Annotated in this window: 12 protein-coding genes; 6 read left to right on the top strand and 6 right to left on the bottom strand. The window is 55.6% G+C overall.

Going from position 1 to position 14,149, the window contains the following annotated elements; all coding sequences use genetic code 11:
• Positions 1–573: 573 nt before the first annotated feature.
• Positions 574–1,290: an SDR family oxidoreductase gene (locus ACODR6_RS27635; protein ID WP_489025520.1), complete on the bottom strand. Its 717-nt coding sequence runs from the start codon at positions 1,288–1,290 to the stop codon at positions 574–576.
• A 135-nt stretch (positions 1,291–1,425) separates the two neighbouring features.
• On the opposite strand from ACODR6_RS27635, the gene ACODR6_RS27640 reads away from it, so the two are divergent.
• Positions 1,426–2,361 carry an AraC family transcriptional regulator gene (locus ACODR6_RS27640; protein ID WP_489025522.1) on the top strand — a complete coding sequence of 312 codons (936 nt, stop codon included), beginning with the start codon at positions 1,426–1,428 and terminating at the stop codon, positions 2,359–2,361.
• Between the two features lie 612 nt (positions 2,362–2,973).
• The gene (locus tag ACODR6_RS27645; protein WP_489025524.1) at positions 2,974–3,171 is read left to right on the top strand and encodes an alpha/beta fold hydrolase; all 198 of its coding nucleotides are present in this window, start codon (positions 2,974–2,976) and stop codon (positions 3,169–3,171) included.
• A gap of 126 nt (positions 3,172–3,297) precedes the next feature.
• On the opposite strand, the gene ACODR6_RS27650 is transcribed toward ACODR6_RS27645, so the two are convergent.
• From ACODR6_RS27650 to ACODR6_RS27660, 3 genes are all read right to left on the bottom strand, one after another.
• Entirely contained in the window at positions 3,298–4,242 is a 945-nt protein-coding gene (locus tag ACODR6_RS27650; RefSeq protein ID WP_489025526.1) for an NmrA family NAD(P)-binding protein, read from the bottom strand.
• 223 nt (positions 4,243–4,465) lie between these two features.
• On the bottom strand, positions 4,466–5,767 hold the full coding sequence (gene fabF, locus ACODR6_RS27655; protein WP_489025528.1) for a beta-ketoacyl-ACP synthase II: 1,302 nt from the start codon (positions 5,765–5,767) through the stop codon (positions 4,466–4,468).
• 88 nt (positions 5,768–5,855) lie between these two features.
• Positions 5,856–6,443: a TetR/AcrR family transcriptional regulator gene (locus ACODR6_RS27660; protein WP_489025647.1), complete on the bottom strand. Its 588-nt coding sequence runs from the start codon at positions 6,441–6,443 to the stop codon at positions 5,856–5,858.
• Positions 6,444–6,609: 166 nt separating this feature from the next.
• Between ACODR6_RS27660 and ACODR6_RS27665 the strand changes: the two genes are divergently transcribed.
• The 4 genes from ACODR6_RS27665 to ACODR6_RS27680 all read left to right on the top strand — a co-directional run bounded on the left by ACODR6_RS27665 (position 6,610) and on the right by ACODR6_RS27680 (position 10,739).
• Complete coding sequence (locus tag ACODR6_RS27665) at positions 6,610–7,425, top strand: oxidoreductase (protein ID WP_489025530.1); 816 nt, start codon at positions 6,610–6,612, stop codon at positions 7,423–7,425.
• 417 nt (positions 7,426–7,842) lie between these two features.
• On the top strand, positions 7,843–9,804 hold the full coding sequence (locus tag ACODR6_RS27670; RefSeq protein WP_489025532.1) for a methyl-accepting chemotaxis protein: 1,962 nt from the start codon (positions 7,843–7,845) through the stop codon (positions 9,802–9,804).
• Positions 9,804–10,100, top strand: coding sequence for a hypothetical protein (locus ACODR6_RS27675; RefSeq protein ID WP_489025534.1), 297 nt, complete (start codon positions 9,804–9,806; stop codon positions 10,098–10,100). Before ACODR6_RS27670 ends, ACODR6_RS27675 begins: the two co-directional genes overlap by 1 nt.
• 114 nt (positions 10,101–10,214) lie before the next feature.
• Complete coding sequence (locus ACODR6_RS27680) at positions 10,215–10,739, top strand: AraC-like ligand-binding domain-containing protein (protein WP_489025536.1); 525 nt, start codon at positions 10,215–10,217, stop codon at positions 10,737–10,739.
• 200 nt (positions 10,740–10,939) lie between these two features.
• Here the strand turns inward: ACODR6_RS27680 and ACODR6_RS27685 are convergent, their stop codons facing one another.
• Positions 10,940–13,036, bottom strand: a complete 2,097-nt coding sequence (locus ACODR6_RS27685; RefSeq protein WP_489025537.1) for a sensor domain-containing protein — start codon at positions 13,034–13,036, stop codon at positions 10,940–10,942.
• On the bottom strand, positions 13,033–13,713 hold the full coding sequence (locus ACODR6_RS27690; RefSeq protein WP_489025539.1) for a hypothetical protein: 681 nt from the start codon (positions 13,711–13,713) through the stop codon (positions 13,033–13,035). Before ACODR6_RS27690 ends, ACODR6_RS27685 begins: the two co-directional genes overlap by 4 nt.
• Positions 13,714–14,149 lie beyond the last annotated feature (436 nt).

Consider the following 14,149-nt stretch of genomic DNA (forward strand, 5'->3'; position numbering starts at 1 on the left):
CGAACCTCTGCTGATTTATAATCGGTTCCATGGAACGTGCTCGCATCGACCTATTCAAACACGGTTGGGCGTCTCTCGCTATGAGATACCCAGCCCTTCGCGCATATTCGTGTCTCACCCCGTCTATTCGGGAGCTCTGCGAGGACTACAGTGAAGCGGTATTGGTTCGAGATCGATTGCGGCTGACGGGCGCCAACGAAAATCAGTTGTTGGAATACCAGGAGCTTTGCGACGAGCTAGAAAAGGAAATTCTGCGCTATCAAAGCTTCTACCCCTGACAGACAGGGGATTGGTAATCAAACTCGTACCCGGGCGGGTTGAGCCGGTTACTTCAAGACCTCTGCGAACCATTTTTCCGGCTGTCTCTCTGTCATCCGAGTCGCCGTACCTTGCTGCTTTTTCGAGAAGCCAATTTGTTTGTCAGGGCGTTGCGAGGTTGGGGAGACCGCCCCGGCTGTTCGCGGAGGTCTGCCGTAGCAAAAGGGGCGAAATTCCTGACTATTCCTTTTTTTGAAAGATCGAATTCATTAAGGCAGTACGCAGCATCGCCGCGTCCCACCGATTGAATGAAGCTCACCAGGGTAGCGTGCGCTTGTCATTGATGAAGATACCCGTCCGTCCATCGCTCGCAGCCGCAAGCCGGACGATAATCTCCGCCGCCTGCTCAACTGTCCGGTATCCGGTGTTGCCGTTAAAGTCGGTCTTCGTATATCCGGGATCTGCGCTGTTAACGCTGATGTGGAAGGGTGCCAACGCCTTGGCAAACGATACGGTCACAGCGTTGAGGGCAGACTTGGAGCTGTTATAGCCAAGGCTATTCACACCATAGAATTCGCTCTCGGGATCAGTCAGGGCGCCAAGCGAACCAAGTTCGCTGCTAACGTTGACGACATTGGAGGAGCCCGCGGCCTTCAGAAGAGGCAGGAATGCCTGGATGACGCGGATGGGACCGAACACGTTGATCTCGTAGACCTGACGGATATCTTCAAGGGTCTGGTCCGCGGGATTGACGAATGCGCCCGGGATACCTGCATTGTTGACGAGCGCGTCGAGTTTGCCGTCCTCTTGACGCACTCGTTCCACCGCAGACTTCACGCTTCTATCGTCCTCGACCGCGATCTCGATAAAGCGAACATCGTGGTGGAGCGCGCGCAGAGTATCCGCTGCTGTCTCGCCGCGACGAGAATCGCGCGCTCCGAGCCACACGCGATATCCCATTTCTGCGAGCCGCCGGGCAGTTTCGAAGCCGATGCTCTTGTTGGCACCCGTGATCAATACATTCTTCGACAAGGTCGTTTCTCCGTTCTAGTTGCCTGTCCAATATGAGAGGGCGGCCTTCCGATCGCGTGCCAAATTCTATTGAACTCTTGCCTAATCCTGCCGAAGGCCTTGCGCACATGGGAGGCCAATGTAAATCTAAACGCCATGAAAAATGGCGAAGAACTGAAGTCCCTGATCGAGAAGTACTCGCGCAGCAACCGCACGGTGACCGCCATTCCGCGCGTCGGTCTGATGCGAGCAGAACGGATGAGCGAGCCGACGGCAAGCATGACGGAACCCATCATGTGTCTGGTGCTGCAGGGGGAAAAGACCATCACGTGCGGCGACAACGTACTGCACTATGGCACGGGCAGCTACTTCGTCGCCTCAATCGAGTTGCCTGTCTTTGGGAGAATATCGGAAGCAAGCCGTCAGACGCCTTTTCTCGGTGTCTCGTTCAAATTCGATCCGCGCCAGATTGCCGACCTCGTGATCGACACGCCGGATACGGAGGATCCGCAATTCCTGTGTGGTCTCGGCGTTAGCCCGAGCGATCCGCAACTCGAAGACAGCTTTCTGCGAATGTTGCGGCTTCTCGACAGACCAAAAGAAATATCCGTCATGGCACCCATGATTGAGCGTGAAATCCTCTTCCGCCTGTTGCAGGGACCACAAGGAGCAAAGCTTCGGCAAATTGCACAGGTTGACGGCCGCCAGTTTCAGGTCAGGAGGACGCTCGTGTGGATTCGCGAACACTTCACCGAACCATTCAAGGTCGAAGATCTGGCGCGGATGGCTGGAATGAGTGTTTCGGTGTTTCACCGTCATTTCAAGGCAGCGACGACCATGACACCCATTCAATATCAAAAGCGGTTCCGTCTCCATGAGGCACGTCGTCGACTGCTGGAGACCCCAGGCCACGCCGCTCGTGTCGCTTTCACAGTCGGATACGAAAGCGCGTCCCAATTCAGCCGGGAATACGCGCGGCTATTCGGGCTTCCGCCCGCCCGCGATGCAATCCGGCTTCGGGCAAAGGCGGTTGCACACGCAACCCAGGAACCGTCAGATGATGTTGAAAAACGGCTCGAATTCGCAAGCTGAGCAACACGATCATCCGAAGGGCCAGCAGTTCGACTCCTTTCAACTGCATCAAGCGTGGTCGGCCTCAATGCTCGGCGCTGCAGACGCAATCGTAAACTTAATAAGGGGATCCTTCGCCGTCACTTGACCACCGTGAACATTCAACGGTTACGCAAGCGGTTCCAACGGCACGCCAAGATGCAACTGGTCGGCGGGAATAGGCTTACGAACCCGTGGGTTCGCTGAGTGCACAAATTCAGCGGCTGGAAAGCTGCTTCAAGAAGGCTTCGCGCAGACTCGGAACCCGAAGCACAGGGATGATTGGTGCGAATGATATTAATTTTAGGTTAAACAATATTCGGCACTTGTTATCGATAGAGGCCGCCCAGCGTACAGGAGCAGTGATCGCTGAGCGGCCGATGAACAATACAAAATATTGAGATGGGAAGGGTCTGGGTTTCTTTCGCGATCACACCTGGCTTGGACGCTGTATGGTGCTAACAGCCTTCCACCGAAAACATGCGGCGAGTGCTCGACATCTTCGCCTACGACCACAAGCTGGTGTCGGACGAATAGGCTGAGCTTCGTTACGAAGCGAGCGTGCGGCCCGGCTTCCAGAAGAGCTTTTAATCTATGTTCGCACTACCGCGCCAAGCTAGTGTCGATGCCCTGGCTTCGGACGAAGCAACCATCGCGTGCTTGCAGCACGCTGCCCTGATTGTGCACGGTCGCGAGGACAAAGTGATCCCGCCGGAGACAAGCCTCCGTCTTTTAAATCTTTTACCCAATGCGGCCCTTCACATGTTCAGCAATTGCGGGCATTGGACTTAGATCGAGCACGCGGCCAGTTCAACCGTCTCGGGGAGGAGTTTCTGACCGCAGACCGATAAGTTTGACCCACCCACAATCTACAATGCCAAGCGGCTGCACTCTGCCCTTGGCTACAGATCGCCAGTTTCACGTTTCGATTTCTCGCCCCCGGAATTCGTCAAGCGTAAATTCGTTTGCGTGGAGTTTGACGAAGCTGTGCATGCTGGTGGGTTCTTTTCCGACAAGCCGCACAAAATCGTCAGTCAAACGGTTGTACCGGCCTTGTCGGTGCAAATCTGCCATTACCGCCAGATGATCGATCACATGTGGTGGCACTCCGAGGTCCCGTAGTTTGCCTGCCCACGCAGCAATGGGCACATCCCGGTACCGGATAGTGCGCCCGAGCACATCGGAAAAGATCGCGGCGTAATGGGCCGGATCGGAGGAGGTGGGCCCGGTCAGATTGTAGATCTGGCCGATATGCGGCCCAGGATTGGTAAGAATAAACGAAACAGCGTCGGCGACGTCCACGGCTGAGATTGGTGATGTCTTGCTGTCGCCAAGCGGGAGAACCAATTCATCTTTCTCCCGGACGTTGGCGGCGGCGAAACGGAGGAAAAAGCCCTCCATAAACACCGTCGGTCGCACCGTGACGACGGGTAAACCAGACCAGACGAGCGCCTGTTCGGCGAGCCAATGCAGCTTGTGTTGGGGGCTATCGGTCGTTTCGGTAATGCTCATCTGCGTCACCGTCATCTGGGACATGTTCACAAAAACTTCGACACCGTGGTGGCGTGCGACGGCGGCCGTATTGACGGTCGCCTCCAGATAGGAAGCCGAAACCGACATCCCGAAATAAATTCGCGAGACGCCCTCAATCGCCCGGTGCATAGAGGTAAGATCGGTCAGATCACCGACGACGATTTCAGCGCCCAGTCGACGCAAAGCTGCCGAGCGGTCATCCTCCCTCCGGACGAGGGCACGGACCTTGAACCGATGGGCCAGAAGTCTTTCAGTGACGTTACGGCCTACTGCGCCGACCGCACCGGCTGCCCCCGTTACCAGGATCGGGCGTTCGTTTGTTGAGTCCATGTGCTCCTCCTCGGATTTCATATTGGTGACGGGCCGGTTCGTGTTCGATCCGCCTAGTTAATTGCCAGCAGCGATGACCAGCTGGCTTTCTCTGAGGTCCATTTGAAGCGGGCACTCTTCCTTGGCCGCCCAGAGGCTAGAGATTTGAGATCTCATCGCCTTAATCTCAAAACGGACCGGCAGCTACAAAAGCACAGCATTTGCACCTATTCAGCTATGCCAGTCAGAAAATGCTCGCGACCATCCTTTCTGTGGATCTGGCAGGCCACCGACGGAAAATTGCGCTGGCATTGACCCCACCGAATCCGAAACCATTCGAGATCGCATAGTCCGCGTCCAGCGGCCTCGCCCTGTGGGAAACGAAATCGATACCGTAGCTCTCCGGATCAGGGGCGTTCAAATTCAAGGTTGGTGGGGCCACCTGATCTCTGAGCGCAAGGATCGTGAAGATTGCCTCAAGTCCACCCGCAGCGCCCAGAAGGTGCCCCGTAGCGGACTTTGTTGCGCTGACTGCTATGGCGGAGTCGGCGCCGAACACGCTTTTGATGGCGTTGATCTCCCCGCGATCGCCGACTTGCGTGGAGGTAGCATGCGCATTCAGGTGGCGAATATCGCCGGGCGCAATGCCGGCCTGAGAGATTGCGATCTCCATTGCCCTGCGGGCACCATTACCATCTTCCGGACCAGAGGTGACATGATGAGCGTCTGCTGTCGTGCCATAACCGACAAGTTCCGCCAGCGGCTCCGCACCTCTTGCAAGCGCGTGGCTCAGCGCCTCTATGACCAGAATGCCCGCTCCTTCGCCCATTACGAAGCCGTCACGCAGCATATCGAACGGGCGTGACGCCTTCTCCGGCGTCTCGTTGAAGCCCGTCGAGAGCGAACGCGCTGCAGCAAAGCCGCCGAGGCTGACGATGTTCATGCAGGCTTCGGTCCCGCCGCAAACTGCGATGTCTGATTCATTCGCCCGGATGAGGCGAGCGGCATCGCCGATTGCCTGTACGCCCGCAGCGCACGCTGTGACGGGCGCGCCGAGCGGACCCTTGAAGCCATACCGGATCGAGACCTGCCCAGCTGCCAAGTTGACGAGAAAAGATGGGATAGTGAATGGTGAGAGGCGACGGACCCCACGCTGATCAACCGTACGGACCGCGTCCGTAATGGAGGGAAATCCGCCAATGCCTGAAGCGATAATCGTCGCGGTCCGCAATTGATCAACTTCGGAAGCCGGCTTCCATTTCGCTTGGGTGAGCGCCTCTTCTGCTGCGGCCAGCGCAAAAAGGATGAACCGATCGACCTTGCGCTGATCTTTGGGCGCGAAGACGGCATCGGGGTCGAAACCGGCCTCGGGATCCTCTTCGATGGTGGGGACCACTCCGCCGACCTTCGCGGGTAAATCTCCCACAGCATCGTCGGAAAGCCGTCGAATTCCCGACCGACCGGCCAAAAGGCTAGACCAGGACGTGGGCACGTTTGCGCCGAGGGGACTGACAGCTCCCATCCCTGTGATAACAATACGTCTCATGCGGATCTACCTGTCGATTTTGTTCGCCGCCTTCGGAGGCTAACGGAATTTAGGTCTCGGCGAGAGCGTGCGCCCGCCAAGGAAGCATTCAGTCGTTCTGCGAAGATCCAGCGATACGCTTGATCTCCTCGGCAGCGACATTGAGGACATCCTGCGACATGCCTTCGTCTGTCATGACACGTGAGAGCGTGACGGCACCCACCAACATAGACAGAATGGCCATCGCCGCGTGGTATGGTTTCCCCCCCTCGGCGTGAGGTAGCAATTCATCAAGGATCTGCAGATGGGCCTCTATGCCGTCCTGAAACGGAGCGCGCACGTCTTTGCTTTGACGCGCAGCATCGGCGCCGAGAGCGACCAGAGGGCAACCGTCGCCGGTTTCGTCGCGGTGGTCGGCGGACAGATAGAGCTCGATCACGGCTGCGAGGGGATCCGAACTCCGTGCGGCAATCGCTGACCATCTCCGCGTTGCGCTCTCCATGGCCCGTCTCGAGGCGAGCACTGCGAGATTATCTTTGGAGTCGAACTGCTTGTAGAACCCGCCCTGGGTCAAGCCGGCCCCTTTCATCAGGTCTTTTAATCCGATCCCGTCGAATCCGTGCTGCCGAAACAGCCGGCTTGCGGCATTGATGACGGCTTCGCGGTTGGCCTCGGCTTGCGCTCGACTGACTTTCATTTCGGCTTCCATTTAGATTTCATTTGACATCAATACCACTGATAGAGTTAGGTCGCAATCTAAATCGAGGGCGTCGCCTGTCAAGAAGGGCCGATTCTACAGCGACAGCAGACATTCCCATTCAAGACCTGCAGCGCCACGGATGGCGCGTCGAAAAGGAGATTACATGAGTATCGATAATCGCGGAGTGGCAATCGTCACGGGGGCGGCGGGCGGCATCGGCCAGGCAATTGCAGGCGCTCTTCAGTCCGCCGGCTACAAGGTCTTCGGCACGAGCCGGAAAAAAATGACAGGGAGCAGGCAAGGGATGGTCATGTTGACTTGCGACGTGACGGACAGCGATTCTGTGTCCGCTATGGTAGCCGAGGTCATGAGACAAGCTGGTCGTATTGACCTGCTTGTCAACAATGCCGGCGGTGCTCTCATCGGTGGAGCTGAGGAATCATCTGTCGAGCAGGCGCAGGCTTTGTTCGACCTCAATATGTTCGGCGTCTTACGCGTTACCAACAGAGTCCTGCCGATCATGCGAGGCCAGCGCAGCGGCCGCATCATCAATATCAGTTCGGTGGTCGGTTTCATCCCGAGCCCCTTTAGCGCGCTCTATACGGCAACGAAGCACGCTGTCGAGGGATATACTGAATCTCTCGATCACGAGGTTCGCACATTTGGGGTTCGCGCTGTTTTGGTCGAACCGGCGTTCACCCGCACGGCGCTGGACCATAACGCAAGCCAGCCTGATCAAATGCTTGGCATCTACGACAAGGCACGGATCCTGATGAATTCCGTCTGGAAAGGTTCTATCGAAGCGGGCGATCCCCCTGAGATCGTCGCCCAGACCGTAGTGACGGCAGCGACAGCGAAAACACCGAAGCTCCGCTACCCGGCGAGTAAGAATGCGCGTCAACTCTATTTTCTGCGGCGCTTTGTCCCCGCCAATGCATTCGACAAAAGCCTTAGAAAGCAGATGAAGCTTCTCCCCTAAGCCAACTATCATTAATTGTGAGCCATTGAACTACGACGGCTCCACTCGACGCCGACTTATGCTTGTCTTGCAAAGGGCCGGTAGGGTGATCTCGCGATGCCTCGATGCAGCCTTGCATGAGCTTGGGTTACCGGTGAACGAGCTTGGATACTAACAATCTGACGGGGCTGATATCCACTTTTCGCCACACTGTCCGTTTTGCGGCGACAAATAAATTCGCCCGGACAAACTCAAATCCCTGTTAACAAAGATGGGCGAGTTCTGTGAGGCGGCGCCAAGCGGATCAGTAGATGATCAAGCCGACGCACCCACTTCCGCCCGAATGAATTGCGGCGGTTCTTCCCATCAAAGTTCGATTGGCGCAAGGCATCGCGATATCGGACTTGATCATAGCGCCTATCTTCAGGAGTCTCAAAATTGAAACGCACCTTTTTTTCCTTCGGAATCGGAACGCGACTTGGGATCGGTTTCGGGTTCCTCCTCCTCTTGATGTTAGGGCTGACGGAATACTCCGTGACGCAGGTCAACGCTATTAACGGAGGTCTTGGGCAGATTAATGATATCAATAGCGTCAAACAGCGCTTCGCCATTAACTTCCGCGGCAGCGTGCACGACCGGGCAATCGCCATCCGCGATGTTACCCTGGTCGAGACCGCTACAGATAGGCAGGCGGCCGCTGAGTTGATTGCGAAGCTCGCTGATACCTATGCCGTCAATGAAAAGAGGATGGCGGAGATCGTATCCTCGGCGGCAGGCGCATCGGCGGAAGAGAAGACGATCCTTGCCGAAATCTCTGATATCCAATCCAAGACCAATCCGTTGGTAGCCCAGATCATCGCGCTCCAGGAAAAGGGCGACGGAGCGCAGGCAAAGAAAATCCTGCTTGAACAGGCGCGCCCCCTGTTCGCTTCCTGGCTGCGTGCCATCAACAAATTTATCGACTACCAGGAAGTGCTGAACCAGAATGTAGGCGGGGAGGTTCGCCAATCCGCCAGTGGTTTCCAGACAATGGCATTTGGCTCGCTGGCAGGCGCCATTGTATTGGCGATCGTCGCCGCCTTCCTTTCAAGCCGCTCGATTACGAGGCCGATCGCAAGGCTGCAATCAGCTCTGCAGCATATGGCGGGAGAAGAAGGCGCAGGAAGCGACATCACCCTTGACGCACGGCGCGATGAAATCGGCGATCTCGCGCGCGCTGTCGGTGCTCTCCGCGAGGCGCTTAGCGAGCAGGCCGCGCGGCGCGCCCAAAACGAAAGCAGACGCGCTGCCGCGGAACGCGATCAGTTCGAAAGCACCGCCCGGGAGCGGGAGGCCGCGGCAACGGAAACCAACAATGCCGTCGAGCAACTGGGTCAAGCCCTTGAGGCGATGGCCGACGGCAATCTCGCCTTCCGCCTTGTCCGACCACTCGTGCCGTCCCTGGACGCATTGCGTGAGAACTTCAACAATTCCGCCGATAAGCTGCAATCAACACTGAAAGCAATCGGCGGCAGTGCGTTCTCGATTGACGCCGGTGCTGCCGAGATCAGCACGGCATCCAACGATCTTGCCCAACGTACCGAGCAACAGGCTGCTTCGCTTGAAGAAACCGCAGCTGCCCTCGACGAGATCACGGCAACCGTTAATGGCTCAACCGCCCGTGCTGAAGAAGCGCGCACGGTAGTCACCAAGACGCGGGAAAATGCCGAGCGCTCCGGCATTGTCGTCAAGCGAGCCGTTCATGCGATGGGGCAGATTGAAAGTTCGTCCAGCGAGATCAACAGCATCATCAGCGTCATCGATGAAATCGCCTTCCAAACGAATCTGCTGGCGCTCAATGCCGGTGTTGAAGCCGCCCGTGCTGGTGAGGCCGGCAAGGGTTTTGCCGTTGTGGCCCAAGAGGTGCGGGAATTGGCGCAGCGATCCGCGAGAGCCGCCAAAGAAATCAAGCAGTTGATAAACACCTCCGCTGAACAAGTGCGCTCCGGCGTAGCGTTGGTCGATGAGACGGGCAAGGCGCTGACGGAGATCGTCCTGGAGGTGCAGGAGATCAACCGTCACGTGGATTCGATTGTTGAATCGGCAAAAGAACAATCGTCGGCTCTCCGGGAAATCAATGCCGCCGTCAACGCGATGGACCAATCGACCCAGCAGAATGCCGCGATGGTCGAGGAGACATCGGCCGCCGGACAGAAACTGGCAGAAGAAGCGGCCGCACTTTCCTCACAACTTGCAAAGTTCCGTTTCGACGGGGCACAGGCGGGGTCGATCCGCTCTTCCGGTTCCACACTCCAGCCGAGGTCTTCTGCGCCTGCGGCCATGATCCGGAAGATTTCATCAACGTTTGGCGGCGGCAGAGCCGCCACGGCCTCCGCAACGCAGCAATGGGAGGATTTTTGATGACCAACATTGCCACTTTCCCTTTGAGTATTCCCAGCGGCCATTCGAACCCGAGCAAACTCGGCATCGCACTTGAAAAGGAGGCTATGGAAAGTGCCCGTGACCTTATCCAGGACGTCCTTGCCAAGCTGACAGTCATTCAGAATCAACTTGCCAAGGCGGAGACCGTGGGTGTCGCAAATTTTCTTGGTCAACGACATGTTGACCCTTGCCGGAGAAATTCCGCTCCCGATGTTGCGGGGCGTACCGATGATTCTGAATGCCATTGCCGAGAGCCGGCGGACCAACCGATCTGAAGTCCTCTCGACGAGGACTTCGTTGGATCCAACATAAACGCTGTTTCTAGAGGTATGTCTCAATGCCCGAGAGCATTGGTTCCGTCTTTATTCCTCGTTTTGAAGGTTCCACCTTTGACGAAATGGTCGGTGCGTTTTCGCGGGCTGTCTTGTTCGTTTTTGGCTTCGCCCCTTGGCAGTGAGCAAGATTTTCGATGGAAGGCAGATGCGTGGTCAGATGGTACCTTGACATTGATCTCGGGCCTCTACCAGACTTCTTGGGAAGGGCGATCAGTACCGGAAGCTCCCGAATCTCTGCTGATTCTTGTGCCGCGCACGGGCCGCCTCGACATTACGTGGGGCAGCAAAACTGTCAGTGGGACTTCCGGCCAAGTTCTGCTGACCCACAACCACGAGGCAGAACGCTTCATCGTGAACGGAGAAGGTCATCGATCCGACGTTCTTCGGCTGGACTGGTCCGTAGTCAGGAAAACAGTCACAGTACTGATGGAGTCACCTTTTGAAGGTAGCCTGGACTTGGAGCCGAGCCTCGATCTCTCTACTCCAGCCGGGCGTTTAGCAACGTTGCTGAAACAATTATTACTGGAATGCGAAACAACGGTCCGCTCCTACGCTTCCCCATTGCTATGGCGCATCTGACACAAACGCTTGCCGATCTTCTAATCAGATCAATTCCACATCGCTTTTCCACGGGCTTACAGAGCGAGAGTAAGTTGGTTTCACCGCGCAGTGTTCGACGCGCCATTGACTTCATGCATGCAAACGTCAGTCGTGGGGAACATCGCACCCCGAACACCGTGGACAGCCCACGAAGACAGGGAGGTAGCGGCGGAGAGCTATTAAAGCATTGCCGGAGATATACGATGACTCTTAAGGAAGTCAGTCTTCTTCATCGGCTTGCCGTAGAGCCAGCCTTGACCGAAATCACATCCGCTTGCAGCCAGGCATTGTGCTTGCTCTTTCGTCTCAACTCCCTCCGCCACGGTGGTTAGCCCGAGACATTGCGCCATTCGTATAATCGAGAACACGAGGTCTGCTTTCCGCTTGTCGGACGTGACGGCTGCTACGAACGACCTGTCGATCTTAAGCGTATCGAGATTGAAATCCGCCAAATAGGACAGTGCAGCAAAGCCGGTTCCGAAATCGTCAAGCGCGAACCTAACGCCGGCGTTGCGAATGGTTGAAATAGTTTCGCGATTGGTGTCGTTGTCGGTAAGCAACGCGGACTCCGTAAGCTCGAATTCAATATATTTCCGGTTGGAAAGATGGGCATCGATGATCTGCAAAGCGTGCTGGGCGAAACCTCTCTTGCTCAATTGCTTCGGCGATATATTGATGGCGACGGTAAGAGGCTGCTTTCGGGTGTTGTTGAGTTCGGCGGCAAACTTGCAGGCTTCCGCCAGCACCCAATCACCAATCTCGGAAATGATATCTAGCTCTTCGGCGACCGGGATGAACTCGGCGGGAGAAATTGGGCCAAGAGTAAGGGAATGCCAACGCAACAATGCTTCGCACCCCACCAACTCTTCGGTTTGCAACGATACCTGGGGCTGGAAAACGAGCTCGAATTCCTCGCTGTCGAACGCCTGTCTCAAGCAGCTGCTCAGTTGGAAGTACTGCTGAGCCTTCTTTATCAAGTTTGGGGCATAGAGACGAAATTCGTTTTTACCTGACCTCTTGGCTTCATACATAGCCAAATCGGCATTTCGGATAAGCTCGTCCGAACTTGCGCCATCCCGCGGAAAAACTGCCACCCCTGTGCTGCAAGTTACATAAAATTCGTGTTCGGAGAAGCAATACTTTCCCGCGACGGTATTTGATATTCGCCTTGCGACCTTCGCCGCCGTGTCGCAATCAGTTGTTTCCGGCAAGAGGATCATGAACTCGTCACCACCAAACCGTGCGATTAGGTCGCTATCTCGAACACTTTCTTTGAGCCTTTGCGCTATCTCTTTCAGCAAACGGTCGCCGGCCTGATGCCCCATTGTATCGTTAACGAACTTGAATCTATCTAAATCAATCATAGCAACGGCAAACGATCCTCCCGCGCGTCGCGCGGCCTCGATTGCTGCCTCAAGCTTTTCTTGAAAAAACTTCCTGTTTGGCAAGCCAGTCAAAGCATCCGAATAGGCAATTTCGACAAGCCGGCGCTGCGCAAATTTTAGGTCCGTCGCGTCGCGATAAATAGCAAGCACACTTTGGACGTTGCCGTGTTCATCGCGTTCTGGCACTTGCTTCGCAAGGCAACATTTCAACTCGCCGTCGATTGATTGCCATTCGAATTCAAATTCGGTGCTTTGATTGGTTTCTGCCACCTGCAAAATTCTCTTCTGAATCATCGCGGCAACATCGGCTACAGGAAATTCAACTGGCGATCTTTCAAGCAATTCATCGGTATTGAAGCCGAGTAGTGCAGAAAAAGCAGGGTTGACGTACAAGCGCTTACCATCCAAGCCGTACCTAACGATCATGTCCGGCGTATTTTCTACCAGGGTACGAAAATGGTATTCACTTTGCATCAATGAATCAGTGTGCTTCCTCAGAAGGGAAATATCCCGACCGAAAGCTATGGTCCCTACGATCTTCCCCTCATCGTCCCGGCGGGGTACAATGCGTATGTCGGAATATCTAATCACGCCGTCTTCATCAGGCGCAGCGAGTTCTATGGTCTGTGTTTCACCAGTGCAGATGGTATGGTGCGACGCTTTCATCAATTTGTTAAAGCGTCCATCCGGCCAGATATCGATGGATCTCTTTCCGATAGCGTGGCCGATATCGACAAATGCGAGCCGGATTGCGAGTTTTTTGTTGAGGTAACAAATTCGGTCTTGAAGATCGAATGCAATGATATAGTCGGGCGAGTTGTCCGTGACATCCGCCAGTGGGAAGGGTATGGGGAGCGTATCCGCAAGCTTCACGATGTTATTCTTCATCATGCTCGAATCCTACCTGTGAGCGCGCCGGGAAGCTTCTGGCGGAGGCCAGGCGAGGCTATCGGTGTGCTCGTCTCGCCAGTGATGCGTGGACCGGAAGCAACCTCGAGCTTGAAGCGGCGACGAGACCGCGCAATTTCGTGCCTTCCTCTTTGGGGCCTGACGCGGGGGCAGCCGATTCTTCCACTTTGGCCGAGTTCTGCTGCCTGCCCTGATCCATCAATTTTGTCGAGGAGCCAACATTGACAACGACCTGATCGAAGGTGGCGGCGTCTTCCTTCAGCGAAGCAGCATGCTCGTCCGTCCATTTGGAGAGATCTTAGGGCACCGGAGGCGAGCCACCAGGGAAGGTCTCTAATGAGGCCGATGCTGCCGGCACTCGAGGACAGCGCGGCTTTGAGTTGTCGAATTAAATGGCTAAAGCCCTGGCGCAATAATACGACGTGGTTTGTTTTCTCTACGAGAAAGACGTCAGTGCGGTCGCCAGACGCAAATTCGTCGTAGATCATGTAGGTGGATTGAAATGCCGCATCAGATCTTCTGCGCTCTTCCGCCGATCTTTCAAATGGCACGAAGACTTCGTTGAGCATGACATGAACCGACTCACCACCAGCATTGGCAGGTTTCTGAAGCGAATCGACATCGAGCGAATTTTCGTCGTTCCGATAGAATGTATGCATCTGACTCGCCCAAAATTCACATGACTACACGCTTCTGGTCCGTCGTCAGATAAAGATGGTAAGCTTAATCCATTCTTACTCCATCACCCGCAAATGATGTTTCGTGCGAAAATCGGATATCGGGACGAAAGGTGGATACCGGAAATCTCGGGCTTTAGTGAATGAGCTCGGCACAGTATCGGGCTCGGGATAAATTCCTGATCCCACATCGACACACTCTAGGTGAAGAGCTGGAATGTTCACTGAGCTTTGGCGATCTCGGAAGAATTTTATCCTTCACATAGTTGGACGCAGTCTAAAATGCGGTCATCCGAGGATCAGTAATCGCTATTGGAATGAGAAAAATCGACCCACATCGGGCGGGCCGTCGAGACAATGGTTGATCGTACTGCCATCGCGCGGGCGATGCCGACGATAACAAACCGGGTTCGGGTCG

Source organism: Rhizobium sp. FG96 (genome assembly GCF_057808655.1).